This is a genomic window from Flavobacterium azooxidireducens (assembly GCF_023195775.1).
In the GTDB taxonomy this organism is placed as follows: Bacteria; Bacteroidota; Bacteroidia; order Flavobacteriales; family Flavobacteriaceae; genus Flavobacterium; species Flavobacterium azooxidireducens.
In genome coordinates this window covers 2,839,328-2,863,893 of sequence record NZ_CP096205.1, presented here as the reverse complement: position 1 = coordinate 2,863,893, position 24,566 = coordinate 2,839,328, and the positions used below count along the sequence as shown (strand labels likewise).

Sequence of the window (24,566 nt, the reverse complement as noted above, 5' to 3'; positions counted from 1 at the left end):
TAGACATATTATTTCCAAAAAAGGAATTTCTTTTTCAATCTTTTTTTTCTGTAATATTTGTACTGAAAATCAGCAGTATATTTCCACAACGTTTCAAAAATTAAACTTTCAGATTCTCCGGAAATTCTAGCATACTCGTTACTCATGACGGCTACCATTTCTTTATGAGGAGTAAGTCTGCATAGGTTTTTCATTCGAAGATTAAAATCCATTTTATCATGAAATTCCATCCGATTTAAATCGACTAAAAAGAATTCATATTCTCCATTTTCGGTTTTCTTAATTAAAGTATTTCCCGGAGAATGGTCTTTGAACTCAATTCCTTTTTGATGCAATTGATAAGAAAACTGAGTAAATTGTCTTAAAATTTTATCTCGATTAGGATAATCCGGAATTTCAACCAACTCACGGTAAGTCAAATCACAATTTAAATGTTCGCTAACATAATAGCTGTCCTTCAAACCTATCCAATCATAATTTTCTAAAAAAGCAAAGGGTTGCGGAGTGCCAATTCCGTTTTCTAACAATTTATTTGCAAATTCAAAAGAACGTCTTGCTTTAGATTTTCTAAAAAAACGATAAACTATTTTGTTAATGAAGTTTGGGATTTTAAACGACTTTACATTGATTGTTATTTCATTAAATTGAAAAAGTTTAATTTTATTTCGCTTTCGATCATCAAACAATTTCCCTTTTTGATTGAAATTTTCAATTACATCAACAATTTTTTCTTTATCAACATTTTGTTGAATCAAAAAGGATGATTTCATATTTCTAATAGATGAATAAATCTTTAAATTTTTGTTGAGCCTCGGATGTTTTTAAATAGTTGGGTAAGTTATACGATAAATCAACAACTTCAAATTCCATATCTCTTCCAAACAAATCTTTACCCTTTTTTATCAATTCGCTTATCTTATTGATATCTTTAAATTCATCTAGATTATATTCTGTGTGAGAAAATGATTCCAACTTTTCAACTATTTTTTTTGCTCCACCAACATACGTAAAATGCCATCCTGCATTGGGAAGAATTTCATAAACTTCTCCTCTTCTTTTCGTTCGCATTATCGTTTTTCTAATTTTATAGGGTTTTTTCTTTAAAAGTTTATAAGGCAATAATGCTGTACAGTGCCATATACCATCTTTTGATTCTTCTTTAGACATGTTACTTCCTCCATCAAAAGTGAGTTTATTATTAAGATAGTACATAAACATATCCATCTTTAATCCATATATTTTATGAACTCCTTTTTCTATTTGATTTTTAATTACCACCGGATTTGGTATTTCATCCACATCCGAAATCATGATTATATCATCGGGCTTACAGTTAACTAATCCATTAACAACAGAATCACGTTGAAAAAATTCAATTTTCCATGGTGAAAATGGATTAATGACCGGTATAAATAATGGATATTTAGTAAGTTTTATGTGTATTATTTTATGTAAATACTTTGAAAAACGTTCTTTATTTTCTTCAAAAATGAAAGGTTTTTTTGTATTTTGAAATGTTCTGTCAGCTTCAACTAAAACAAATTTATCAACCACACCATCTAATTCATTCAATCTAATTTCCAACAAATCCAATTCGTTGAAAAAAATGAAACAATCATATAACATAATGTATTTTTTACAAATATAAAAAAATATCCTAACTTGCCAGATTATTTAAAAGTATGAAAAATAAACTTAAATGTTCACTCGTAACTCCAACATACAATTGGCCGGAGGCATTGGATTTGTTGTTATTGAGCATAATGAATCAAACGGTTTTGCCAAATGAAGTAATCATTGCAGATGATGGCTCAAAAAGTGATACAAAAGTTTTAATTGACTATTATCAAACCATTTTTCCGGTTCCATTAATTCATATTTGGCAAGAAGACATTAAAAATCGTAAGCCGCGAATAATGAATAAGGCTATTGCCAAAGCTCAATATGACTATATTATTGAAATTGATGGTGATATTATTATGAATAAACATTTTGTTGAAGATCATCTTCAATTTGCTCAAAAAGGGTTTTATCTTTTTGGCTCAAGGGTAAATATTCAACCATCGCTTTTAGAGGATCTTTTTTCAAAAAAAATAATTCATTTTAATTTATTTTCAAACGGAATAAAAAAACGAGGTAGAACAATTCGTATTCCGTTCATGATGAACTTTGCTAAAATTGTAGAGAAAAGATCCTCAAAACTCAGGGGTTGCAATATGTCATTTTGGCGAGAAGATTTCATTAAAATAAATGGTTTTAATGAAGATTTAGTGGGCTGGGGTATAGATGATTCAGAAATGATTGAACGATTGCATAATTTAGGAATCAAAGGAAAACGGCTCAAATTTGCCGGAATTGCGTATCATATTTACCATAAAGAACAATCAAAAAGTCACATCGAAATTAACCATGAAATTGAACGTCAAACAAAAGAAAAAAAACTGACTTTCATCGAAAAAGGAATAAACCAATTTTTATAATATGTTTGATATTGCAATAATTTTGATCAATTATAATTCAAGCGAGTTAAGTATTGACTGTATTAATTCAATTTATGAAAAAACATCAAACGAAATTAATTTCCAAGTAATCATAACTGATAATTGTTCTGAAAACAAAGATTTTGAAAACCTGAAAAGCTTTTGCGATAATTCAAATTTACCCAATTTAAAACTGCTTAAAAATAATATTAATGCGGGTTTTGGTGGCGGAAACATGTATGGTTTTAAACATTCTAACGCAAAATATCTTGCATTTGTAAACAACGACACACTCTTTTTGAATGATTGTTTGGCTATTTTAAAAAATGAACTTGACAATAATTTATCGATAGGAATTGCAGGAGCTCAAGCATATAAAGAAGACAATAAATTTCTAATTTCATTAGATCATTTTGCCTCTCCAGCTAGAGAAATTTTTGGAAGAAGTTTTTTGGAACTAATTAATCCTAAAAAATACCCTAAACGAAAAAAGAAATACAACTCGCCTATCGAAGTAAATTTTGTTCCGGGAAGTTTTATGTTCATTAGAGTTGATGATTTTGTAAAAGTGGGTGGTTTTGATCAGCAAATTTTTTTGTATTACGAAGAAACTGACCTCTGTTTAAGACTCGCTAAAATGAATAAATTTGCTTATTTAATTCCTGAAGCAGAGTTTATCCACTTTCACGGAGCAAGTACCGAAAAATCGTTAGCTATAAAAAAAGAACTCAAAATTTCCTTGCTTTATGTAATGAAGAAACATTACGGTAATTTTGGTTATCAATCAGTTCGATGGTTTTTACTTGTTAAATATGGATTGAGTAGTTTAATTAAAGCTAAAAACAGACCTTTGTTTTCATTAATTTGGAGAGGAGCTCCAATGAGTGAATCACTCCAATACAAACAAAAATAATTATGAACGACATCAACACCGAAATCCACAACGCCTTCGAAGTCATTCAAAACGGAGGCATCATCCTCTACCCAACCGATACCGTTTGGGGAATTGGTTGCGATGCTACAAATCCCGAAGCCGTAAAAAAAATCTATGCTCTCAAAAAAAGAGAAGAATCAAAAAGTATGATCGTGCTGATGAATGGTGAAAAAATGATGTACAATGTTTTCAAAGATATTCCCGAAGTCGCATGGCAAATTCTAGATTTATCAGAAAAACCAACGACTTTAATTTTAGATAAACCACGAAATGTGGCTCCAAATATTATTGCAGAAGACCAATCTTTGGCCGTTCGATTGGTGAAAGAACCGTTCTGTTTTAAATTGATGGAACGCATGAAGAGACCTTTGGTTTCTACTTCTGCAAACATTTCCGGTCAACCTACTCCAAAATCATTCAAAGAAATCAGTCCCGAAATTATTAAAGGTGTAGACTATGTTGTAAATTTGCACCGCGAAAAAATTTGCGATAAGCCATCCACGATTATTAAATTGACGTTGGACGCGAAGGTTCAAATTATTCGGAAATAAAGTTGTACGGCACAAATTATATTTTTTTGCCACTGATTCACTGATTTTTTTTGAATTTTTACAAACCAAAATAATAAATATATGCCTGAATATCTATACGAGAATGAGAGTTATACAATAATTGGAATTTTATATGAAGTTCATAAAAATCTTGGGAAAGGTTTTTCAGAAATAGTCTATAAAGACGCTTTAGAGTATGAATTCAATAAAAATAATATTCCTTTTGAAAGAGAAAAAGAATATAAAGTAAATTATAAAGACACAGTCTTAAAACACAAATTTTATGCTGATTTTGTGGTGTTTGATAAAATAATTTTAGAAATTAAATCTACTGATTCGTTTGTTAACAATCACTATGCCCAATGTCTAAACTATTTAAAAGTTTCAAAAAATAAACTAGCTTTATTAGTAAACTTTAACCAAACATCAGTTGAATACAAAAGAATTATAAATTCCAAGTAAATCAGTGAATCAGCGACCATAAAAATAATTAAAAATCCGTTGAATTTAAAAAGAATTATAAATTCCAAATAGATCAGTGAATCAGCGGCTAAAAAAATGAATTACACACAAGCCCTACATAACCCAATCTTCAAAATCATCTCCAAAGCAGCACAAGAGCTTGGTGTAGAAACCTATGTAATTGGTGGTTTTGTACGTGATTTTTTGTTAGAACGAGATTTCAAAAAAGACATCGACATTGTTGCCATTGGTAGCGGAATCGAACTGGCTCTCAAAGTTTCAGAACTTCTTCCAAACAAACCAAAAGTGCAGGTTTTTAAAACGTATGGAACTGCGATGCTTCGATTTCAAGAAATTGACATCGAGTTTGTAGGTGCTCGAAAAGAAAGCTATCATTTTGAAAGTCGAAATCCGGTTGTAGAAAACGGAACATTGCAAGACGATCAAAACCGACGCGATTTTACCATTAATGCCTTGGCTTTTTCGTTGAATGAAAAAAATTATGGCGATTTAATCGATCCTTTTAATGGTTTGGAAGATTTAGAAAATAAAATTATCAGAACACCTTTAGATGCTGATATTACCTTTTCGGATGATCCATTGCGAATGATGCGAGCGATTCGTTTTGCCACTCAATTGAATTTTACGATTGAAGAAAAATCATTAGCTTCCATTTTAAAAAATTGTGATCGAATCAACATCATTTCCGGTGAACGAATTGTGGATGAATTGAACAAAATTTTATCGACAGAAAAACCTTCCATCGGATTTATTTTATTGTATCAAACTGGTTTGCTAGATTTGATTTTACCGGAATTGACTGCATTAAATCAAGTGGAAGAAATTGAAGGTCTTACACACAAAAACAACTTTTATCACACTTTAGAAGTTGTAGATAACATTTGTCCGAATACCGAAGATGTATGGTTGAGATGGGCGGCTTTGCTTCACGATATCGGAAAAGCTCCCACCAAAAAATTCAACAAAAAACAAGGTTGGACATTTCACGGACACGAATTTTTGGGTGGAAAAATGGTCAAAAAAATCTTCGAACGATTGCATATGCCACAAAATCATAAAATGAAATTTGTATCAAAATTGGTGATGTTGAGTTCACGACCGATTGTGCTTTCGCAAGACATCGTTACAGATTCCGCCGTTCGACGTTTGCTTTTTGATGCCGGTGAAGACATTGAAGATTTAATGATTTTGTGCGAAGCAGATATTACCACCAAAAACCCAAATAAATTTAAAAAATACCATAATAATTTTAAGGTCGTTCGTCAGAAAATTGTAGAAGTAGAAGAACGCGATCACGTGCGAAATTTTCAACCGCCCATTTCCGGAGAAGAAATTATGGCCATTTTCAATTTAAAACCCTCTCGTGAAATTGGGGTTTTAAAAGAAGCCGTGAAAGAAGCAATTTTAGAAGGCGAAATCCCGAATGAATATGAAGCTGCTTATGAGTTTGTTTTAAAACGTGGAGCCAAGCTAGGTTTGACAAAAGTTTAAGTTTTGTTTTATCTAAGATTGATGAAAAATTCTTAATTTTATAAAAATTTAGATTTATGAATATTGATAAATTAAAATTGGAAATTATAGCCAAAATCATTGCTACTGATGATGTGGAACTTTTAAATGGAATTCAAGAAATTATTTATTCTTACAAATCTAATTTGTTGGTCAATGAACCTACTGCTACTTATGAAACTTCTGAACGAATGCATATTTTAAATGATTGGCAAAAAGAAAGAATTGAAAAAGCCCTGAAACAAGTTGAAAATGGTGAGTTTATTACTAGTGAAGAGGCAGAAATTGAATTACAAAAATGGTTCCAAGAGCAAGAAAAATTATATGGTCAGTAGAAGCGTTAGTTACAAAAAAGAGTCTATTCGAATATTGGAATCATCGAAATAAATCTACTCTTTATTCCAAAAAATTAAATTTACTTTTTAACGATAAACTATTGCAAATTGCTAAATATCCTGAAGCATCAATAGCAGTTGATTATGAAAATATAAGAATGGTTCTAGCGAGTAATTATTATCTAATTTTTGAAGTTTCACTTGAATTTATTAAAGTATTAGACATTTGGGATACTAGAAAAAATCCTATAAATTTTCCGATTTAACACTTTTGATTAATGAAATTTGATTTCATATTTTATGACAAATTATTTGATAAAAGTTTAAGTTTTGTTTCATTCAATATTATCTAAAAATTCTTAATTTTATAAAAATTTAGATAGATGAACATCGATGCATTAAAATTAGAAATTATTGCCAAAATCATTGCTACTAATGATGTTGAACTTTTGAATAAAATTCAAGAAATGATTAGCTTCTACCAAACAAATACTATGGTAAACGAACCACCATCAACATATCAAAAAACAACTAACCAAAAAGTTCGTGTTTTTAATGAACGGGAACAAAAAAGAATTGACAAAGCATTGGATCAACACAAAAATGGAGAATGTATTTCTGATGAAGAAGCCGATAAAGAAATTCAAAAATGGTTAGAAGATTAATTTGGTCTATTGAAGCCAGAACCTCAAGAAAAAACATTTTTGACTATTGGAATAATCGTAATAAATCTAAAGTTTACAGCAACAAACTGAATCAGCTTTTTAAAGAAAATTTACTTATTGTGACCAAACTACCAGATTTTGGAAATCCAACCAAAAATGACGATATAAAATTTATAATAGTCAGTCATTTTGAAATTATTTATAAAATCACTGATTCCGAAATTGTTGTTTTAGACATTTGGGACACAAGACAAAAACCTGATAACTTTCCTATCAAATAAAAATGAAAACAAACAAACCCGTCATAATTTGGCTTCTTTCCGGCTGTGTTTTATTGTTTATTATGGTAATGGTTGGTGGTATCACTCGCCTTACCAATTCCGGACTTTCTATGACCGATTGGCATTTGGTGACCGATACTTTTCCTCCTACTTCCGAACAAGCTTGGAATGAAGCGTTTGAAGAATATAAAAAATTTCCCGAATACCAGAAAATCAATATTCACAACGATTTTACATTAGACGATTACAAATTCATTTATTTCTGGGAATGGTTTCACCGCTTCATTGGTAGAATCATCGGAATTGTATTTATCATTCCGTTTGTTTATTTTTTAATAAAGAAAAAGTTAGACGCTTCAACCATTAAAAAATGTATCATCCTTTTATTTATGGGTGGATTTCAAGGATTTTTAGGTTGGTTTATGGTGAAAAGTGGTTTGATTGATAATCCTGATGTGAGTCATTATCGACTGGCTTTGCACCTAACTTTTGCGTTTATCACATTTGCATATACACTTTGGGTTGCGTTGGATTTAATCTATCCCAACAAAATTGAAGTCATTTTACCGTTGCGGAAATTAGCCCGAATTGCAATGATGGTTTTGATTATTCAAATCATTTACGGTGGATTTGTAGCCGGTTTAAACGCTGGATTAATTCATAATCATTGGCCATTGATGAGCGAAGGAAAATTGATTCATGAAACCGTTTGGATTGAACAGCCCACTGTTTTACAAAACTTAACCGAAGGAAAAAGTGGTGTTCAATTTGTGCATCGAACATTGGCTTATGTTGTGGTTGGTTTGATGATATTATTATTTGTTAGAAGTAAAAAATATTCTCTTTCAACACTTCAATCAAAATCAGTTAAAACATTGGTTTTGTTTGTGTTTATTCAATTTATTTTGGGTATTTTTACCCTTTTATTTCATGTTCCGCTTTGGTTGGGATTGGCTCATCAATTGATGGCTTTTTTATTGCTGAGTGCCATGACGTTTACTTTACATCGTTTTAGTAAATAAATTTTCAGACTATATTGTCGCAGTTTCGTTAGAATATATTAAATGTCTAAACTCGCCGCTCAGGATAAATTTTTAGATTTATCCGATTATGGTAGAACCTTCGGAAGAATTTTTGCTTTACAATTAAAAAAAACACGCTTTACTCCTATTCATGTGACGCTCCTTTTTGGAATAAGCGGATTGATTGCTATATATTGCATCCTTTATAATCATTATGTTTGGGCTGCTTTTTTTATCATTTTGAAATCCATTATTGATGCGGCTGATGGTGAATTAGCTAGGTTGAAAAAAACACCTTCCTATTCCGGAAGATATTTAGATAGTATCTTTGATATTTTCTTGAATTTCGGTTTTCTAATGGCGATTTGTTATGTTTCTTCCACATCCTTTTGGTTCACCATTTTAGCTTTTTTAGCCATTCAATTACAAGGAACATTATACAATTATTACTATGTAATTTTGCGAACAAAATCGGTTGGCGGCGATTCAACCAGTAAAATTTTTGAATACAAAACACCCAAAGCATTACCTGGAGAAAGTCAAACAGTAGTAAATATTCTTTTTAAAATTTACAATATTGTGTATGGATCGTTTGACAAAATTATTCACTTTTTAGATTTGGATGCATACAAAGTCAAAACCTTTCCTAATTGGTTTATGACGTTGCTTTCTGCTTATGGATTAGGATTTCAATTGTTAATTATTGCCATTATGCTTCCTTTAGGCTGGATTGAATTTATTGTGCCGTTTTTTGTAATTTATTCTATTTTACTATTTGTATTGATTGGAATTCGGAAAACATTCATTTCATAAATAAGTTCAAGCTTATTTTTAGTTATATTTGATAATTAAGCCAAAATTATCACTATGAATTTACTTTGGAAATACTTAAAGCCATACAGCAAATGGGTTTTTCTTGCTTTATTTTTAGCCGGAATTGCACAAATTTTAGCTTTATATGACCCTATTATTTTTGGTCAAATTATTGATGATTATGCTCTGAATCCCGGAGATAAAACCAATGAAGAAAGAGTTAGCGGTGCTACAAAATTACTCTTTTTGGCTATCGGAATCGCATTGGCATCGAAACTGATTTTATCCTTCAAAGATTATTTTATTCGCTTAGTAGTTCAAAAATTTGGTATGCAGATTTTTAACGACGGACTTCGTCAAACCTTACGTTTACCTTTTCAAGAATTTGAAGATCAAAGTAGTGGCGAAATTTTATCGATTTTACAAAAAGTACGTTCGGATACAGAACGGTTCATTTCTTCTTTTATCAATATTTTATTTTCCTCTGCAGTCGGAATCGGATTTTTACTTTGGTATGCTATCACAAAACATTGGGCTTTAATTCCTGTTTTCTTAATTGGAATTGTTTTGCTGGGCGGATTAACAAGTGTTTTAAGCCGTTCTATCAAAACATTGCAACGTTCATTGATTAGGCAAAATCGTCAAATGAGTGGAACAATTACGGAAAGTTTACGCAACATCGAATTGGTAAAAAGTCTTGGACTCACCTACCCTGAAATTCGCCGATTGAAAGTTCACACACAAGAAATCTATGATTTGGAAATGGAAAAAGTCAAAAAAATGCGAGTGCTTACTTTTTTGCAAGGAAGTATTTTGACGCTTTTAAAACAATCCATTTTATTTATTTTGCTATGGTTGATTTTTAAAGATGTTTTAACGCCGGGAGAATTAATTTCAATGCAATTTATTTCCACCGGAATTATTGGTCCGTTGCAAGATTTAGGAAGCATTATTTTATCGTATCGTGAAGCAGAAACAGCTTTGCAATTATTCAATGAATTGATGCAAAAACAACCGGAATTCAGTCCCGAAGAACCGGTAGATATTGGTCCGATTGGAGAATTGTATTTTAAAGATGTTGTTTTCCGACATAAAAATGCGAGTTATAATGCCATTCAAAATATTTCATTTAAAGCAAAATTAGGCGATACAATTGCATTCGTTGGGCCGTCCGGTTCAGGAAAATCGACTTTAGTAAAATTATTAGTTGGATTATATCGTCCGATTGAAGGTGATATTTTGTATGATTCCATTTCCATAAAAGAATTACGTTACAACAGAATTAGAAGACAATTAGGATTTGTCACGCAAGACACCCAACTATTTTCAGGAACAATTCGTGAAAATTTATTGTTTGTAAAACCTGAAGCTACCGAAGAAGAAATGTTGGAAGCCATCAAAAAAGCATCGGCTATTTCAATTCTTCAAAATTCAGAAAAAGGATTAGATACGGTTTTAGGTGAAAACGGTAAAAAACTTTCCGGTGGCGAAAAACAACGTTTGTCAATTGCCAGGGCTTTACTTAGAAAACCTCGTTTATTAATTTTTGATGAAGCCACTTCTGCTTTAGATTCGTTGACCGAAGAACAAATTACGGAAACCGTCAAAGAAATTTCGGCCAATAAACAACAAATGACCATTTTGATTGCACATCGATTATCGACGATAATGCACGCTGATACAATTTACGTTTTAGAACGAGGAAAAATTGTTGAAGAAGGCAACCACGACGAATTAGTGGCAAAAAAAGGATTATATTTTGCAATGTGGCGTCAACAAATTGGAGAACGAAAAGTTTTTGAGGTGGTTGAGGATTAATTTATTAATGCCAAGAATTTCACTAATTGCACGAATTAACTTGTGGATATTTGTGAAATTCGTGGAAAACTAAAGTGCAGAATTTTAAACTATTTCCAAACCAATAAAAAACCACAAATTCTCAAATTTTAAATTCGTGAATTTGTGGTTGATTTATAATTACTAATTCTCTATTACTTAAAACGCCGTATTAATAGAAAGTGAAAAACCTGTGCTTTCCGGAACAAAACGACAAACGCCTCCCACGCAAACCAAACCACCACGTTGACGACCATAATTCATGGCAATACGTGTTGAATTAATTCGATAAGCTCCACCAAAATTGTAATAATGTTTTTGTTTGGAAGAATCATCATTTCCATAATTGATAATATCCCAAACATAAAAAGAATATTTATCATTTAAGTTAAGTTCGACAGTTCCGCCTGCCCAATTTTTGAAATCGGCATCTGCCCACATATGTTCCGCTTCAAAACGGATGGATTTGTTGGATTCAAAATTATAAACAGCTTCTCCGGTAACAATATTCGTTCGAACATCAGAACTACCGTCTTCAACCCAAGGTTTGTTGTAGTATTGATTGATATAGTAAAAACCTGTTCGCCAATTTTCAGACAATTGTTTCTTAACTTCTAAATTATAATCAGAAAAATATTTTGTTCCAACTCCAAAAAAGTTTGTTTCATATTCGGCCGGAGTTAATCGATATTGGCCTGGTAAATTATACCAAGATGCCATATTTAAAGCGACTTTGGTTCCATATTTTCCACCTAATTTTGAGTCTTTGGCAAATTCATAAAACACATCAATTTGTCCTCCTGTTTCACCTACTTTTAAAATACTAGGATCTTTAAAATCAAAACCAGCTTGAGCTTGATATACATAAATATTGGCCAAATTTGAATGATGTTGTTTGGTTAAAGCGGGTGTGAAATTGACCACTTTATCATTAAAATTCAAACTAGTGTTATCTCCAGAAACCGTTGGAACTCTTTCGGACAAAAAAGTCATATTTTCTGTTCTACGCAATGTGGCATCAATTCCTAAACCTTGTTTAGAATAACCTAAATTTAAACTTACTGCATTACCATCTTTAATTAAATTTTCATCTAATGTATTACTGATTCGGTTTAAAACAGCATCTTTTGATTTGTAATTGTATTCAAAATTAGAATAAAAAGCATTATAACTATAATTCACTCTTCCTGAAATTCCATGTGTAATTTCATCAAATTTAGGATTTTCAATCGCTAAATCAATCGCTTCATCTCTTCCCACGTAGCTTAATCCAAAAGACAAATCAGATTTATCTAATTTTAATAATTGTGCTAACTGAAAATCGGAATCAAATCCGAAAATTTTTCCATCGGAAACATCAAATCCGGTTCGTTGTTGACCATACAAACCTGTAAGTCGAACATTATCAGAAGGACGATAAATAATTCTACCTCCACGCAAAGCCGTATTAATACCTAATGCTCTGTCTTCCCACGCACGAAGCAGCATTCCGCTACCAAATTGTTCGTAGAAATATCCAGCTGTTATATCAAATTTATTGGTTTTATAATTGATGAAATAAGTAGCAACATTGGTTCCTTCAAATTCCGGATTGTAGTTTAATAAAGCATTTTTTTCATACGCTTCAACCTGAACACCAGCTGTCCAACCTTTGATTTGATAGTTTAAGAATAAATAATTATTTGAACGAATTGGATCTTCCGGTTGAATGATTCCTCGACCTTTGTCATTCAAATACCACTGCGAATTGGATTCAAATCCGCCATAAACTCTGCCGTAGTCTTTTTTAACTTCGGTTGAATCAACTTGTGAAAATGCTAAAGCCGAACAGCTTAAAAAAGCTGATAAAAGTATTTTATTTATTTGCATTACTAAAGTTGTTTCAATTTGTTAAACAACTCTTTTTCTGCACCTTGACTGTATCCGTTGTGAACATACACAATTTTTTGATTCTTTACAACCACTGTATAAGGAACGTTGGCAATCGACAAAGCTCTTTTTAAATCTTGATTAGTATCTAACAGAACTGTGTAAGGCCAATTTTTTCCATTTAAAAGTGGTTTTACTCGTTTTTGAGTTCTGGTATCGTCAATAGAAACAGCAACAACTTCCATATTAACTTCTTTTGTCCATTCGGAATAATTTTCCTTAATAGCATCTAATTCATTGAGACACGGAGCACACCAAGTTGCCCAAAAGGTGAAGACATATAATTTATCTTTTTCATTAAAGTCGTTTTTTACATTAAATGATTTATTGTCATTTGATTTTAAAACAACATTTGGCATTTGTTTTTGAGCATGAAGGCTGAAACTTGAAATAAAAAGTAGTGTAATAATAATATTTTTCATTGTTGTGGTTTGTGAAAAGTAGTTAGTTTAAAATTTTGTTTGTATAATTAATTTAGGACAATATTAAAAAAATACTTTCAATTTTAGTTTATTAGTTAAAAAAATGTTTAAAAAAAATTAATGAAATGTGAATTATTTTGAAAAAAAGTATATTTTTGAAGAATATTAAATTTAGTTAAACTATTAATTAACAAACCACTAATTACTTTACTAAACAAACCACTAAACTATGAAAAAAACACTACTTACAGCAATTTTGCTGACTTTTGGTTTTGCAAATGCCCAATTTTTTGAAGGATTTGAAAATGGAGTTCCCGGAGCCATGACACAACAAATTATTGCCGGAACTGCGAATTGGCAGGGAGGATGTGCCGGACAGCATGGAGGAGCAACTTGCCCTATTACTGGAACTGGAAGTGCCTCTTTTTTTGTAAACAGCTATGCTCAAAATATTAATGGATTAACAACTCCTACCTTAGATTTAAGTTCTGGAGCTTATTTGCTAAAATTTAAACATATTCAAAGAAGTTGGAGTGGTGATGTAAACCCATTATATGTTAGAATCTCATCTGACAATGGTGCCAATTGGACTAATATGGTAATTTATGACCAAGGTGTTCAAAATGCTACAGAGCGAATTATAAATCTAAATGCTTTTACATTAACTACTACTACAAAAATTCAATTTGCAGTTGTAAACAGTTGGGGATATTCAACTATAATAGATGATATTGAGGTTACTGAAAATACCGCCCAAAATGAGTTAGCGTTAGAATCATTAGTTTTTGATCCTATTGAAATGGCAGGAGTTAAAAATATTTCGGGTACTATTCGAAATCTAGGAGGAAATGCTATCAACTCATTTGACTTAAATTGGAACTTAAACGGAGGAGCAACTTATACTCAAAACGTAACCGGATTGAATTTAACAGCTGGACAAGTTTATAATTATGTTCATCCAGATACTTGGAATGCTACTCCAGGAAATTATAATCTTAATGTAAATGTTACCAATGTAAATGGCACAAACGATTCTAATCCAGACAACAATACCATATCTAGAAATATTTCAATTGCCAGTGGATCAACAGCACACAAACCTTTGTATGAAAAATTCACAAGTTCTACTTGTGGTCCGTGTGCATCGTTTAACAACAGTGTGTTTAATGCTCATTACACTAATAACAATCAAAATTTTTCTTTAATTAATTATCAGGTTAACTGGCCAGGAAATGGAGATCCTTACTATACTGCAGAAGTTGGTCAACGTGTTCAATATTATGGAATTAACGGAGCTCCTACACTATTAATTAATGGTAAAGCAGCTTCTACAACAAATCCTGCAATTGTAAATCAATTAAATACAGAAGCAGCAAAACCGGCTTTCTTTGGATTAACTGCAACAAGTGAGATTGTTGGAAATAACATCAACATTACTTATAATGTAACACCTTTTATAAGTGGAAACTTTGTGGTTCAAGCTGTTGTAATTGAAAAACTAACTACAGGTAATGTAGCAACAAATGGCGAAACGTCTTTTAAAAATGTAACAATGAAAATGGCTCCTAATGCTAGTGGAACAAGTCATACTTTTGCAGATGGTGTCGTTTTAAGCAATACTATTTCCACTTCATTAGCCGCAACAAATATTGAAGAAATGACAGATTTAGACGTAGTTGTATTTATTGAAAATCCAACAACAAAAGAAGTTTTCCAAAGTCTTTACACTTCTTCAGCATTGTCTTTAAATGATAATTATGCAACAAAAAATATAAAATTATACCCAAATCCTACTTCTAACTTTGTGAATTTTACAACTGATGAAAGTGTATCTGTTTTAATTACTGATTTAAGTGGAAAAACTATAATGAACTCAAAATTCGCAAGTGGAAATGTTCAAATTGATTTAAGTCATTTACAAACCGGTATGTATATTGCAAATTTTGTAGGAGAAACATTTGAACAAATTGAAAAAATAATCAAAAACTAATTAACCTACTAAAATAAAAAATAATGAAAAAAGTATTAATCATTTTATTTGTATTTGCACAAGTATATACTTACGGTCAATTTTCTTTTACAGACCTAAGTGGAAACACAATTGCCGACGGAAGTACACTAACCTATGAAACAGCTAATTCAGAAAGTGCGAAACTTAAATTTCTTGTAACAAACGTTGGAACAAACCCAATTGACGTTCGAATCAAGTGCACAGGTATTACCGGCGGAAATGGAGTTGGATTTCAACTTTGCTATGGTGGTTTATGTCATGACAATGTTGTTACTGGTGTTGATTACCCGGACTATCAGTTTATTTTGAATGCAGGTGAAAACAATGGGAACTTTGATTATTTTGTAAATAACTTCGTAAGTTCAACACCTATTAATTTTCAATTTCAAGTGTATAGCTTAGACACAACTGGATTTCCAACTGGTCAAGCTGTTTCATTTACTTACCGATATGACTCAACTTTAGGTCTAAATTCTTTTGAAAACCTAACATCAATGGGAATAAATATTGAAAATACTAATGTAAAAAGTGACTTCAAATTCAATTCTACTCAAAGTGGAAACCTTTCAATTTTTAACTTGAATGGTCAACTAATAAAAGAATATAAATTCTCAGAAGGCAGTCAAAATTTAGGTTTATCAGAATTGAGTTCTGCTATTTATGTTGCAAATTTTTCAACAACGGAAGGAAAAACTTCCTCAGTTAAATTAATAAAAAACTAATTAAATGAATAAATTTGGTTTAATAGGTGTTTTCGTTGCTTTTTTCTGTTGCTTTTCTTGCAGCACCGATTATACTATTTTAGATCCTGTAGAATCAATCAGTTTAACGGCCGACAGTTCTGTTAAGGTAATTGGTGAAACTATTGTTTTTTCGGTTACAACCAATGCAGGAACTAACATTACAGATGAAGCCACAATTTATGTGAACAACACACTTATTGATGGAAATACTTTTACAGGCTCAGAAACAGGCGATTTAACTATTAAGGCAGAATACCTTGGAGTAGAATCTGCACCAATAACAATTCGTTTTCACGATGGTTCTGAAATTAACTTTGTTAAACGTGTTTTGATTGAAGATTATACCGGAACATGGTGTGGAAATTGCCCAAGAGTAAATCACGCTGTCGAATTGGCTTATGCACAAACAGACAAAATTGTTACTGTGGGAATTCACCGTTCAAGTTCTAATCCTGCCGATGCTAACTATGACCCTTATAATTTTGATTCTTCTGAATTGGAAGCAATCCTAAATATGTCTGGCTATCCAAAAGCTCTGTTGAACAGAATGACACGTTGGCAACCATTGGAACAAAATAATGTTACACAAGTTATTAATTTAACGCAAGGTGAAAATCCAAAATTAGGTTTAGCTATGGATGTTTCTATCGTTGGAAGCACAATAAATTTAGATACTAAAGTTAAATTCAGTAAAGACTTTTCTAATTTAAAATTAGTGGTTTATGTTTTGGAAAACGGACTAACCTACGACCAAGTTAATTATACAAATTTTTATACTGGTCCCGGAACAATTTCAAACTTTCTGCATGACCATGTGCTTAAAGCGTGCTTGACACCACTTCTGGGTGAAGCTATTGCAAATAGTAATACTGCAGTTGGACAAACGTATACTAAATCATTTTCAGTTCCGATACCTAACACTATATCTAACTTGAATAATATTGAATTCGTTGCTTTCATTGTTGATGAAAATAACAAAACAATCAATGTTAGAAAAGCGGGTGCTGGAGATAATCAAGATTTTGAAGAATTATAATTAAAACCAATTCTATACTTAAAAAGACTGTCATTTTTGGCAGTCTTTTTTTATTCTAACCAAATTTTAAAATCATTTACTCGTTCACGACTAACAATCACTTCATCTGCCTTATAAGTGGGTAGAATTACTTTTAAACGTGAATTACTGTAAACCACAATATCTTTAATTGTTTTTAAAGGGATAATAAATTTTCGGCTGACTCTGAAAAAGTCTTTTGGATTCAATTCTGATTCTAATTGTTCTAAGGTATTATCTAAAAGATAATCTCGGTTGTCTACTGTATGAAGATAAGTTCCTTTGTTTTCGCTGTAAAAACATTCCACCTCATCAATAGAAATCATTTTGAGATGTTCGCCAATTTTGATGGTAAAACGTTGTTTATATGTTTTTTCTGTAGGATTAACTAACATTCGTTTAATAGCTTCAAAATCTAAAGAAGATATACTGCTTTTTTGAAATTGATTTTTGAATTTTGAAATTGCTATATCCAATTCCTCTTCGTCTATGGGTTTTAGTAAATAATCAATACTGTTTAATTTGAAAGCCCGCAACGCATATTCATCAAAGGCCGTTGTAAAAATCACAGCACTTTTGATTTCTATTTTTTCGAAAATTTCAAAGGATAATCCGTCTGATAATTGAATATCTAAGAAAATCAAATCCGGATGTTGATTCGAATTAAACCATTGCAACGCTTCTTCCACAGAATGAAGCATTGTTTCTACTTGCAAGCCTAATTTCTCAACTTTTCTTTGAAGCAATCGGGCGGCGGGTTTTTCGTCTTCGATAATGATGATTCTCATGTTTTAAAAAAGGTAATGGTTTATTGGTGATAGGTTTTGCCCGCCTTGGCAGGAGATTACTATTTCGACTTCGTCATCTTGCGGAATGACAAAACCTGAAAACTGTGACAGAAAACTATTCCCATTTTTTATTTTTTTCTTTTTCCATGAATTCTTTGATTTTGCGTTCTTCCCAGTTTTGACCCATGATCCAATTAGGCATGAAAACCGAAAGTCCGTGGGCAACTAACCCAATTCCCCAGAAAAAGGCAGTCATAAAGTTTTTAAACTGAAAATAACTTTCGCCTTCGTTCAGGTTTTGAACATTAATTATGACAATCATTATATTGACAATGATATATACAATTGCGTGTGTGTAGAAGCCTTTTATTTTTTTTACTCGTTTTAAAGCTTCTTGATAGTTGATTTCTTCTTGTGTGTTCATTTTTTTCTGTTTTCTGTTGTCTGTTGTCTGTTGTCTGTTTGTGAAACTGCTACTAATAACTAAAAACTGCTACTGTTAACTGAATCCCTGCCCCAGATAGTAGCGGAAAGCTTTTTGCTTAAAAAATTTAGTTTTGTTGCTATAAAAAAGCGACCTAAGAAGCTCTTTTTATAGCTTACAAAAACTTATTTTTTGGGCAAAAACTTGTAGCGAATAGCTGGATTAGGCACAAATTATTCCCATTTTGTATTTTTTTCTTTTTCAATGATTTCTTTAATTTTATTTTGTTCCCATTCTTTTCCAAAAAATGGAATGATGTTAAAAACTGCTGTGGCATGAAAAAAGAGTCCGATTCCCCACCCTAACATGGGCCAATAAAACCAAATGTGTTCTGGTGAAAAGCGAAAATTGAGAAAGGCCAAAAACAAAATTACTAAAATAAAACTCGCTAAATGACCATAGAAACCTTTGATTTCTTTGACGCGTTTTTTTGCTTTTTGATATTTTTCTACATCAAATTGATTTGATTCCATGATTATTTCCATTTTTTTGAGTTGTTATCTTCTTTGTTCATTAATTCGTGAATTTTGCGTTCTTCCCATGATTTTCCGTAGCCAAAAGTTTCTAGTGCGTGAAAGATTAAACCCATTCCCCACCCTAACATTGGGAACCAAAACCACTGAAAGTCTATTGTTCTCAAATTAATTAAAATTAAAACCGGAATTACGATGCAATACGAAATGAGATTTCCGTAAAAACCTTTTAGTTCTTCTACTTTGTCTTTTGCTCGTTGATATGCTAAATTTTCGTTGTATATATTTTGTGTTTCCATGATTGTGATTTGTTTAGTTAAAATAGGTAATAAAACTTTGAATGTATTTTCATGCTCTTCAACCATCACATTTCGCTTGGTTAAAATGGCATAACGACTCACTATATTTTGCAATCCGACTCCCCTTCTATCTGTCAAAATTTCTTTTTTTTGTAAATTATTTTCAACTACTAAAAAATTATTTTCAATATAAATTTTGATATACAACGGTTTGCTTTCACTCACCACATTGTGTTTGATACAATTTTCTAAAAGTAATTGAAGCGACAATGGCACCACTTTGGCTTCTTCGTTATCAAAATTCTCTGGCAACTCATAGGTGATGCTGTTTTCAAATCGCATTTTCAACAAGTTCATATACGTTTTTGCAAAGGCTAATTCTTCTTGAATAGAAACCAATTCTTTGTCCTTTTGTTCCAAAACATAGCGATAGATTTTTGATAAAGAAGTGGTAAACTTTTGAGCATTTTCAGGATTTTCTTCTATTAAAGAGCTCAAAACATTCAAACTATTGAACAAAAAATGCGGATCGATTTGGTTCTTTAAACTTTCAAATTGGGCAGAGGCATTTCCGGCAATTACTTTTTGTTCTTTTACTTTATTTTCCTGATAATCTTTGTAAAAATAAAAGGCATGAATGGCAAGTGTAACAATGAGTGTGATGACCATTGCAACGATATAATTACCAGGATTTTCATTGGCTAGAAAATCGTGAAAAGACTTATTTTCAATAATAACATCTTCTAAAACACGCAGCAAAAAAATAACAAAGAGTGTAATTAAAAATGAAGCAAATGCACCTATAAAAATTCGTTTTCTTGTAAAACGATTGTTTTTAAAAATATCGTCTAATTTACTAAAAACAAAACTGTTAGCAAAGTATAACGAATAACCATAAAGCATTGTGTAGCCAAAATTTACAAGTAAATTGTTGTCGAAAAGTACTTTTTCGCCCATTAAAAAACGAATTAAGACAAGCACTAAAAAAACGCTCACACTAATCCAGGTTGCTCTGGGAAATTCTTTGATATACTTTTGCATTGTTATTATTGTTTACAGTCTTTTGCAGCTTCTTGTGCTCTTTCTAATCCCCATTTTGGATGAAAAACCGTTTGAGGTTTAAAAGTAGCAAAAAGTTCGATAGATTTTTCAATTCGAGCACAGATTGGTTTGGTATCGGTTCCGAAAAATCGAGCAGAACCCATTTCAAATTCGGCTTTGCTAAACACTACTCTTGGATTATTTGGTTCGATTTGTTCGGCTTTTGCATAGATTTCCATTACTTTTCCGGATAATTTCATTCCGTTGGTCATTGGGTCAAAAGCAATCCAAGCGGTGTGAATCATGGCTTGCATGACTAATAATTCAACATTATTTGGATATTTATTCAACTCAACATCCAACACTGATTGAGCTTTGGTTAATAAAGCATTCACTTGATCTTTGTCTTTCGTTGCAAAAGCGGTGGTTGTGTTTACTAAAGCTACATAATAATTCGGTAACCAGTTGTCTTTTTCCGCCGAAGCAATTCGTTCAAACATAGCTGATGCTTCAGTATTTTTTCCTTCTCCCCAAAGAGCGAAAGCTTTTCCCATTCCTTGCTCAAATTGACCTTGTGAGAATAATTGTGAAGTCACAAGTAAAACGATGGTAACGATAATTTTTGTCATAATTTAGATTTTTAGATTATTGGATTGTTAGATTCTTTGATTATTAGATTATTAGATTATTAGATTTTTAGATTTTCAGATTTTTAGATTTTTAGATTTTTAGATTTTCAGATTTTTAGATTTTTGATATTGACATTGAATTTTGATATTGATATTGTCATTTATTTTCTGATTCAAATTTCCGATGAAATAGTAACTTATAAAAAAGAGTTTGACTGAATTGTTGATTTTTAGGGATGAATTGTTTTTTTTAGTATTTTTGATAAAAGTTTGGTTATGAATACAGCAGAATTAAAATTGAGATTATTTCGTGAAATCGATACACTTGAAAATTCTAAATTAGAACGAGTTTACGGTGTTATACTCAATTTTATCAATAATGAAAATGATACAGATGAGTTTGATTCTTTATCTCCTGCAAAACAAGAAGGTTTACTAAAAGCCATTGAAGAAATGAATTCCTCTGAAGGTATCGATCACAAAATTATAATAGATGATTTCAAGCGTAAATATGAATAAACCAATTAAGTGGTCTTCTTTCGCACATAATGATTTAGCCAACTTACTTGAATATTTAGAAGCTAAATGGAATAAAAAAGTTGTCTAGTTTTCTTAAACAAACTCGATTTTTGTGTTGACTTAATCGAAAAAAATCCAAATTTATTTCCTTTTTTCAATAAAAAACTTGGTATCAGAAAATGTGTTGTTGCAAAATACAATACACTTTTTTATAAAATTTCAGATACCAAAATTGATATACTTCGTTTATATGATACTCGTCAAAATGATAAAACTTTAAAATTTTGACGTATTACAAACTACAACTTCTTATCTACAAATTCTCCAACTGATTCGTTTTCTTATTATCGCTAATCGTCCAAAAGAAACCGACAAAGAAAAAGCGATCGGCCGGTTGACTAATAGCTCTTCGTTGAAATTGGCCATTCATATCAGGTGAATTCGCATATTGATACCCAAAAACATTATCAGTTCCGATGATGTTGGAAACCGAGAAATACAAAATCTTTTGTTGCGAAAGCAAATACGCCCAATTGAAACTCAAATTTTGAAAGGCTTTTGTCTTTCCATTCATAAATTCCATTTCATTCGGATTGTTGTAAGGACGACCGGAATTGACTGTGTACGAAAATCCAATTTGCGATTTCCAATCTTCAATCCAATGTTTAGTTACAATTGATAACGTATGATCAGCAATAAAGCTTGGTGTAACTTGGTTTGGAAAGTTCAAATAATCACGTTCCGTATCGATGTACGAATACGAAACCCAATAATCGGTTTTTTTGAAGGTTTTATTATCTCTCCAGAAAATATCAATCCCTTTCGCAAAACCGGAACCTTCGTTGTTGAACGCTGAATTAAATTGGGCAATTTCTGTATCAAATTTTACTAAATCGTCATATTTTTTATAATAAGCTTCGGCTCTAAACAAACGACCATCCTTATTATGTTGAAAATTTAAGATAAAATGACTCGCTTTTTCCGATTGAAAATCATTCGAATATTTGATATAATCCGCTCTTGGAGTTTGAACGAAATCGCCATAAGCGAATGAAAATTGTCCGTTTTTTGAAACTTTGTAAGCAAAAGATGCTCTTGGTGATAATCGAAATTCATCCAATAAACTGGTTTGAGAAGCTCTTGCTCCTATTTTCATCGCTAATTTTTTACTAAAGAAAATATCTGATTCAGCATAAGCCGCAGCAATGGAATTTTGATAACCAACATTAAAAGTTTCTCCTTGAAATTCAGAAAATTTTTCATCAAAATCCGTCACAAAATAATCCGCTCCGGCTGTGATTTTAATTCGTTCGGTGATTTTTTTTCCTACTTTCATTTTTAGGTGAAGGGCATTTTCATCATTTTCAATTTGATCATCATTAATTCCGATTTTATTCAAACCCAAACCATAACTCATTCCGGTGTGAAGGTTCCAATTGTTTCCAAAAGTTCCTTTGTACGAAGCATTTCCGTAAAAGTTATCATTTCTCAAATCAAATCGAACTTTCTCCGGCTGGTTAATATCTTCCTGATTAATATCAAATTGAGACACATCAAATGCTCCATAAACTTTCAATAATCCATTCTTAAACTGATAGCGATACACCAGTTCTCCGGCTAAAGACTGATAAGGTTTATTCCAATCAACAGCTTGCGGAATCAATTTTTGATACGGTTCTAAATTGATATAAGCCGCATTAAAAGTCAGCGAATTTTTATTCCATTTTTGCGTATTTCCAATTCCTAATCCAACCGTCATCAACGAAATATCGGTTTGTTCTTGTGTTGGTTCGTCTATTGTATTCAAAGTCAACACACTTGAAAGAGCTTCACCAAATTCAGCACTATAACCTCCAGTTGAAAACGAAATTCCGTTAAACAAAAATGGTGAAAAACGTCCGCGAGTAGGTAAATTTTGTGCAGTTGCACCGTAAGGTTGAGCTACTCGGAGTCCGTCAACAAAGGTTTGAGTTTCATCGGCTTCACCACCTCGAACAAATAATCGACCACTTTCTCCGACAGTTTGAGTTCCGGGTAAGGTGTTCAACGCTCCGATGATATCTCCGGCAGCTCCGGCTGTAGTGACAATATCTAACGGTTTTAGGACAGAAACTCTGGCTTTATCTCCGGCTTCAAATGTTCCGGCAGTTACTATAACAGCATCCAACGTATTGACACTTTCTCTGAGTTTGAAGGTTTGATTTTTGAAATTATTTACATCGATTTCCTTTTTGAATGTTTCAAACGAAAGAAAACTAACCACAATTATTTTAGTTCCCGTTTCTGAAGTTAAAAATGTAAAGTTTCCATTTTCATCGGATGATGCTCCGTCATACGTCCCTTCTAAATAAATGTTTGCTCCGGAAATGGCAATTCCTTTTTCATCTGTGATTTTTCCGGAAATTTCGGTTTGAGCGTACGTTTGAATTCCGATAACAAATAATAATAGTGTAAAAATACTTTTCATTTGGTTTGATTTTGATGAGACAAAGTTGCTTCAAACCAAATCGATTAAAAATTGAAAGTGACTGAGTTGTAAAAAATGAAGGATGAATTGTGTTTTTATCAAATCGAATAAAAACTTTATTTCTACGTTTAAGTTTATGATATTTGTAAAACCAGAAAATAAACTCAATGAACCCAAAAATCCAAATCACCAAAACCGAATTGCTTTCCGATAATTGGTATCTCCTTAATAAAGTCACATTTGAATTTACTCCCGAAAACGGCGAACCCGAAATCCAACGCAGAGAAGTGTATGATCGCGGAAATGGAGCGGCTATTTTATTATACAATAAAGCAAAACAAACCGTTATTTTAACTCGTCAATTTCGATTACCGACATTTTTAAACGGAAACGAAAGCGGAATGATGATTGAAGTTTGTGCCGGATTGTTAGACGAAAAAAATCCCGAAGACTGCATCAAACGCGAAACCGAAGAAGAAACCGGTTACCGCATTCAAGAAGTAAAAAAAGTATTTGAAGCCTATATGTCGCCCGGAGCTGTCACAGAAATTTTATATTTTTTCACAGCCGAATACCAACCGGAAATGAAAGTGAGTGAAGGCGGTGGATTGGCTTCTGAACACGAATACATTGAAGTGATGGAATTGAATTTTAATCAAGCGATGGAGATGGTTTATAACGGAGAAATTAAAGATGCAAAGACGATAATGTTGTTGTTGCATGCGAAAAATCATCAACTTTTGTAATCCAAAATCTTATCAACAAAAAACAAATCTTCCCACATAAATCGTAAATAAT

Annotated in this window: 27 protein-coding genes; 17 read left to right on the top strand and 10 right to left on the bottom strand. The window is 31.9% G+C overall.

Going from position 1 to position 24,566, the window contains the following annotated elements; all coding sequences use genetic code 11:
- Nucleotides 1-8: 8 nt before the first annotated feature.
- Both M0M57_RS12415 and M0M57_RS12410 read right to left on the bottom strand, forming a co-directional pair.
- Nucleotides 9-770, bottom strand: coding sequence for a lipopolysaccharide kinase InaA family protein (locus M0M57_RS12415; RefSeq protein WP_248433346.1), 762 nt, complete (start codon nucleotides 768-770; stop codon nucleotides 9-11).
- Between the two features lie 4 nt (nucleotides 771-774).
- Entirely contained in the window at nucleotides 775-1,626 is an 852-nt protein-coding gene (locus tag M0M57_RS12410) for a glycosyltransferase family 17 protein (protein WP_248433345.1), read from the bottom strand.
- A 56-nt stretch (nucleotides 1,627-1,682) separates the two neighbouring features.
- Between M0M57_RS12410 and M0M57_RS12405 the strand changes: the two genes are divergently transcribed.
- From M0M57_RS12405 to M0M57_RS12350, 12 genes are all read left to right on the top strand, one after another.
- Nucleotides 1,683-2,480 (top strand): glycosyltransferase family 2 protein, encoded by a 798-nt coding sequence (locus M0M57_RS12405; protein WP_248433344.1) that lies wholly within the window; start codon nucleotides 1,683-1,685, stop codon nucleotides 2,478-2,480.
- 1 nt (nucleotide 2,481) lies between these two features.
- Nucleotides 2,482-3,393: a glycosyltransferase family 2 protein gene (locus tag M0M57_RS12400; RefSeq protein WP_248433343.1), complete on the top strand. Its 912-nt coding sequence runs from the start codon at nucleotides 2,482-2,484 to the stop codon at nucleotides 3,391-3,393.
- Between the two features lie 2 nt (nucleotides 3,394-3,395).
- A complete protein-coding gene (locus tag M0M57_RS12395; RefSeq protein WP_248433342.1) occupies nucleotides 3,396-3,965 on the top strand; it encodes an L-threonylcarbamoyladenylate synthase in 570 nt (189 codons plus the stop codon).
- 81 nt (nucleotides 3,966-4,046) lie between these two features.
- Nucleotides 4,047-4,427 carry a GxxExxY protein gene (locus M0M57_RS12390; RefSeq protein ID WP_248433341.1) on the top strand — a complete coding sequence of 127 codons (381 nt, stop codon included), beginning with the start codon at nucleotides 4,047-4,049 and terminating at the stop codon, nucleotides 4,425-4,427.
- A 96-nt stretch (nucleotides 4,428-4,523) separates the two neighbouring features.
- Entirely contained in the window at nucleotides 4,524-5,939 is a 1,416-nt protein-coding gene (locus M0M57_RS12385) for a CCA tRNA nucleotidyltransferase (RefSeq protein ID WP_248433340.1), read from the top strand.
- Between the two features lie 56 nt (nucleotides 5,940-5,995).
- On the top strand, nucleotides 5,996-6,292 hold the full coding sequence (locus M0M57_RS12380) for a hypothetical protein (RefSeq protein WP_248433339.1): 297 nt from the start codon (nucleotides 5,996-5,998) through the stop codon (nucleotides 6,290-6,292).
- Nucleotides 6,256-6,558 carry a type II toxin-antitoxin system RelE/ParE family toxin gene (locus M0M57_RS12375; RefSeq protein WP_248433338.1) on the top strand — a complete coding sequence of 101 codons (303 nt, stop codon included), beginning with the start codon at nucleotides 6,256-6,258 and terminating at the stop codon, nucleotides 6,556-6,558. The genes M0M57_RS12380 and M0M57_RS12375 overlap by 37 nt, the downstream gene beginning before the upstream one ends.
- A gap of 117 nt (nucleotides 6,559-6,675) precedes the next feature.
- Entirely contained in the window at nucleotides 6,676-6,957 is a 282-nt protein-coding gene (locus tag M0M57_RS12370) for a hypothetical protein (RefSeq protein ID WP_248433337.1), read from the top strand.
- Nucleotides 6,942-7,238 (top strand): type II toxin-antitoxin system RelE/ParE family toxin, encoded by a 297-nt coding sequence (locus tag M0M57_RS12365; RefSeq protein WP_248433336.1) that lies wholly within the window; start codon nucleotides 6,942-6,944, stop codon nucleotides 7,236-7,238. The genes M0M57_RS12370 and M0M57_RS12365 overlap by 16 nt, the downstream gene beginning before the upstream one ends.
- 2 nt (nucleotides 7,239-7,240) lie before the next feature.
- Nucleotides 7,241-8,260, top strand: coding sequence for a COX15/CtaA family protein (locus tag M0M57_RS12360; protein ID WP_248433335.1), 1,020 nt, complete (start codon nucleotides 7,241-7,243; stop codon nucleotides 8,258-8,260).
- A 42-nt stretch (nucleotides 8,261-8,302) separates the two neighbouring features.
- Complete coding sequence (locus M0M57_RS12355; protein WP_248433334.1) at nucleotides 8,303-9,073, top strand: CDP-alcohol phosphatidyltransferase family protein; 771 nt, start codon at nucleotides 8,303-8,305, stop codon at nucleotides 9,071-9,073.
- 54 nt (nucleotides 9,074-9,127) lie between these two features.
- Nucleotides 9,128-10,891, top strand: a complete 1,764-nt coding sequence (locus tag M0M57_RS12350) for an ABC transporter ATP-binding protein (protein WP_248433333.1) — start codon at nucleotides 9,128-9,130, stop codon at nucleotides 10,889-10,891.
- 177 nt (nucleotides 10,892-11,068) lie between these two features.
- Here the strand turns inward: M0M57_RS12350 and M0M57_RS12345 are convergent, their stop codons facing one another.
- A complete protein-coding gene (locus M0M57_RS12345; protein WP_248433332.1) occupies nucleotides 11,069-12,778 on the bottom strand; it encodes a DUF6029 family protein in 1,710 nt (569 codons plus the stop codon).
- Between the two features lie 2 nt (nucleotides 12,779-12,780).
- Nucleotides 12,781-13,260, bottom strand: a complete 480-nt coding sequence (locus M0M57_RS12340; protein WP_248433331.1) for a TlpA family protein disulfide reductase — start codon at nucleotides 13,258-13,260, stop codon at nucleotides 12,781-12,783.
- 229 nt (nucleotides 13,261-13,489) lie between these two features.
- Between M0M57_RS12340 and M0M57_RS12335 the strand changes: the two genes are divergently transcribed.
- From M0M57_RS12335 to M0M57_RS12325, 3 genes are read left to right on the top strand one after another with little or no spacing between them, the layout of a single operon-like run.
- Nucleotides 13,490-15,250: a T9SS type A sorting domain-containing protein gene (locus M0M57_RS12335; protein ID WP_248433330.1), complete on the top strand. Its 1,761-nt coding sequence runs from the start codon at nucleotides 13,490-13,492 to the stop codon at nucleotides 15,248-15,250.
- Between the two features lie 23 nt (nucleotides 15,251-15,273).
- Nucleotides 15,274-15,993, top strand: coding sequence for a T9SS type A sorting domain-containing protein (locus tag M0M57_RS12330; protein ID WP_248433329.1), 720 nt, complete (start codon nucleotides 15,274-15,276; stop codon nucleotides 15,991-15,993).
- Nucleotides 15,994-15,997: 4 nt separating this feature from the next.
- A complete protein-coding gene (locus M0M57_RS12325) occupies nucleotides 15,998-17,050 on the top strand; it encodes an Omp28-related outer membrane protein (protein ID WP_248433328.1) in 1,053 nt (350 codons plus the stop codon).
- 50 nt (nucleotides 17,051-17,100) lie between these two features.
- Here the strand turns inward: M0M57_RS12325 and M0M57_RS12320 are convergent, their stop codons facing one another.
- The 5 genes from M0M57_RS12320 to M0M57_RS12300 all read right to left on the bottom strand — a co-directional run bounded on the left by M0M57_RS12320 (nucleotide 17,101) and on the right by M0M57_RS12300 (nucleotide 20,782).
- Nucleotides 17,101-17,856: a LytR/AlgR family response regulator transcription factor gene (locus M0M57_RS12320; RefSeq protein ID WP_248433327.1), complete on the bottom strand. Its 756-nt coding sequence runs from the start codon at nucleotides 17,854-17,856 to the stop codon at nucleotides 17,101-17,103.
- A gap of 115 nt (nucleotides 17,857-17,971) precedes the next feature.
- Nucleotides 17,972-18,280 (bottom strand): 2TM domain-containing protein, encoded by a 309-nt coding sequence (locus tag M0M57_RS12315; RefSeq protein WP_248433326.1) that lies wholly within the window; start codon nucleotides 18,278-18,280, stop codon nucleotides 17,972-17,974.
- A 233-nt stretch (nucleotides 18,281-18,513) separates the two neighbouring features.
- Complete coding sequence (locus tag M0M57_RS12310; RefSeq protein ID WP_248433325.1) at nucleotides 18,514-18,825, bottom strand: 2TM domain-containing protein; 312 nt, start codon at nucleotides 18,823-18,825, stop codon at nucleotides 18,514-18,516.
- Nucleotides 18,816-20,153: a 2TM domain-containing protein gene (locus M0M57_RS12305; protein WP_248433324.1), complete on the bottom strand. Its 1,338-nt coding sequence runs from the start codon at nucleotides 20,151-20,153 to the stop codon at nucleotides 18,816-18,818. The genes M0M57_RS12310 and M0M57_RS12305 overlap by 10 nt, the downstream gene beginning before the upstream one ends.
- Nucleotides 20,154-20,158: 5 nt before the next feature.
- Nucleotides 20,159-20,782 (bottom strand): hypothetical protein, encoded by a 624-nt coding sequence (locus M0M57_RS12300; RefSeq protein WP_248433323.1) that lies wholly within the window; start codon nucleotides 20,780-20,782, stop codon nucleotides 20,159-20,161.
- A 276-nt stretch (nucleotides 20,783-21,058) separates the two neighbouring features.
- Here M0M57_RS12300 and M0M57_RS12295 point away from each other — a divergent pair, with 276 nt between their 5' ends.
- A complete protein-coding gene (locus M0M57_RS12295) occupies nucleotides 21,059-21,301 on the top strand; it encodes a hypothetical protein (protein ID WP_248433322.1) in 243 nt (80 codons plus the stop codon).
- Between the two features lie 313 nt (nucleotides 21,302-21,614).
- On the opposite strand, the gene M0M57_RS12290 is transcribed toward M0M57_RS12295, so the two are convergent.
- Nucleotides 21,615-23,768 carry a TonB-dependent receptor gene (locus M0M57_RS12290; protein ID WP_248433321.1) on the bottom strand — a complete coding sequence of 718 codons (2,154 nt, stop codon included), beginning with the start codon at nucleotides 23,766-23,768 and terminating at the stop codon, nucleotides 21,615-21,617.
- Between the two features lie 167 nt (nucleotides 23,769-23,935).
- On the opposite strand from M0M57_RS12290, the gene nudK reads away from it, so the two are divergent.
- Nucleotides 23,936-24,514, top strand: coding sequence for a GDP-mannose pyrophosphatase NudK (gene nudK / locus M0M57_RS12285; RefSeq protein ID WP_248433320.1), 579 nt, complete (start codon nucleotides 23,936-23,938; stop codon nucleotides 24,512-24,514).
- Nucleotides 24,515-24,566: the final 52 nt, after the last annotated feature.

Bases quoted from the DNA above. Each gene is read 5' to 3' on its own strand.
- M0M57_RS12330 (WP_248433329.1), top strand. From the start codon at position 15,274: ATGAAAAAAGTATTAATCATTTTATTTGTATTTGCACAAGTATATACT.
- M0M57_RS12295 (WP_248433322.1), top strand. From the start codon at position 21,059: ATGAATACAGCAGAATTAAAATTGAGATTATTTCGTGAAATCGATACA.
- M0M57_RS12345 (WP_248433332.1), bottom strand. From the start codon at position 12,778: ATGCAAATAAATAAAATACTTTTATCAGCTTTTTTAAGCTGTTCGGCT.
- M0M57_RS12310 (WP_248433325.1), bottom strand. From the start codon at position 18,825: ATGGAAATAATCATGGAATCAAATCAATTTGATGTAGAAAAATATCAA.
- M0M57_RS12355 (WP_248433334.1), top strand. From the start codon at position 8,303: ATGTCTAAACTCGCCGCTCAGGATAAATTTTTAGATTTATCCGATTAT.
- M0M57_RS12365 (WP_248433336.1), top strand. From the start codon at position 6,942: ATGGTTAGAAGATTAATTTGGTCTATTGAAGCCAGAACCTCAAGAAAA.
- M0M57_RS12415 (WP_248433346.1), bottom strand. From the start codon at position 770: ATGAAATCATCCTTTTTGATTCAACAAAATGTTGATAAAGAAAAAATT.
- M0M57_RS12370 (WP_248433337.1), top strand. From the start codon at position 6,676: ATGAACATCGATGCATTAAAATTAGAAATTATTGCCAAAATCATTGCT.
- M0M57_RS12375 (WP_248433338.1), top strand. From the start codon at position 6,256: ATGGTTCCAAGAGCAAGAAAAATTATATGGTCAGTAGAAGCGTTAGTT.
- M0M57_RS12290 (WP_248433321.1), bottom strand. From the start codon at position 23,768: ATGAAAAGTATTTTTACACTATTATTATTTGTTATCGGAATTCAAACG.
- M0M57_RS12320 (WP_248433327.1), bottom strand. From the start codon at position 17,856: ATGAGAATCATCATTATCGAAGACGAAAAACCCGCCGCCCGATTGCTT.
- M0M57_RS12305 (WP_248433324.1), bottom strand. From the start codon at position 20,153: ATGCAAAAGTATATCAAAGAATTTCCCAGAGCAACCTGGATTAGTGTG.
- M0M57_RS12405 (WP_248433344.1), top strand. From the start codon at position 1,683: ATGAAAAATAAACTTAAATGTTCACTCGTAACTCCAACATACAATTGG.
- M0M57_RS12315 (WP_248433326.1), bottom strand. From the start codon at position 18,280: ATGAACACACAAGAAGAAATCAACTATCAAGAAGCTTTAAAACGAGTA.
- M0M57_RS12350 (WP_248433333.1), top strand. From the start codon at position 9,128: ATGAATTTACTTTGGAAATACTTAAAGCCATACAGCAAATGGGTTTTT.
- M0M57_RS12325 (WP_248433328.1), top strand. From the start codon at position 15,998: ATGAATAAATTTGGTTTAATAGGTGTTTTCGTTGCTTTTTTCTGTTGC.
- M0M57_RS12335 (WP_248433330.1), top strand. From the start codon at position 13,490: ATGAAAAAAACACTACTTACAGCAATTTTGCTGACTTTTGGTTTTGCA.
- M0M57_RS12340 (WP_248433331.1), bottom strand. From the start codon at position 13,260: ATGAAAAATATTATTATTACACTACTTTTTATTTCAAGTTTCAGCCTT.
- M0M57_RS12380 (WP_248433339.1), top strand. From the start codon at position 5,996: ATGAATATTGATAAATTAAAATTGGAAATTATAGCCAAAATCATTGCT.
- M0M57_RS12410 (WP_248433345.1), bottom strand. From the start codon at position 1,626: ATGTTATATGATTGTTTCATTTTTTTCAACGAATTGGATTTGTTGGAA.
- M0M57_RS12400 (WP_248433343.1), top strand. From the start codon at position 2,482: ATGTTTGATATTGCAATAATTTTGATCAATTATAATTCAAGCGAGTTA.
- M0M57_RS12300 (WP_248433323.1), bottom strand. From the start codon at position 20,782: ATGACAAAAATTATCGTTACCATCGTTTTACTTGTGACTTCACAATTA.
- M0M57_RS12390 (WP_248433341.1), top strand. From the start codon at position 4,047: ATGCCTGAATATCTATACGAGAATGAGAGTTATACAATAATTGGAATT.
- M0M57_RS12395 (WP_248433342.1), top strand. From the start codon at position 3,396: ATGAACGACATCAACACCGAAATCCACAACGCCTTCGAAGTCATTCAA.
- nudK (WP_248433320.1), top strand. From the start codon at position 23,936: ATGAACCCAAAAATCCAAATCACCAAAACCGAATTGCTTTCCGATAAT.
- M0M57_RS12360 (WP_248433335.1), top strand. From the start codon at position 7,241: ATGAAAACAAACAAACCCGTCATAATTTGGCTTCTTTCCGGCTGTGTT.
- M0M57_RS12385 (WP_248433340.1), top strand. From the start codon at position 4,524: ATGAATTACACACAAGCCCTACATAACCCAATCTTCAAAATCATCTCC.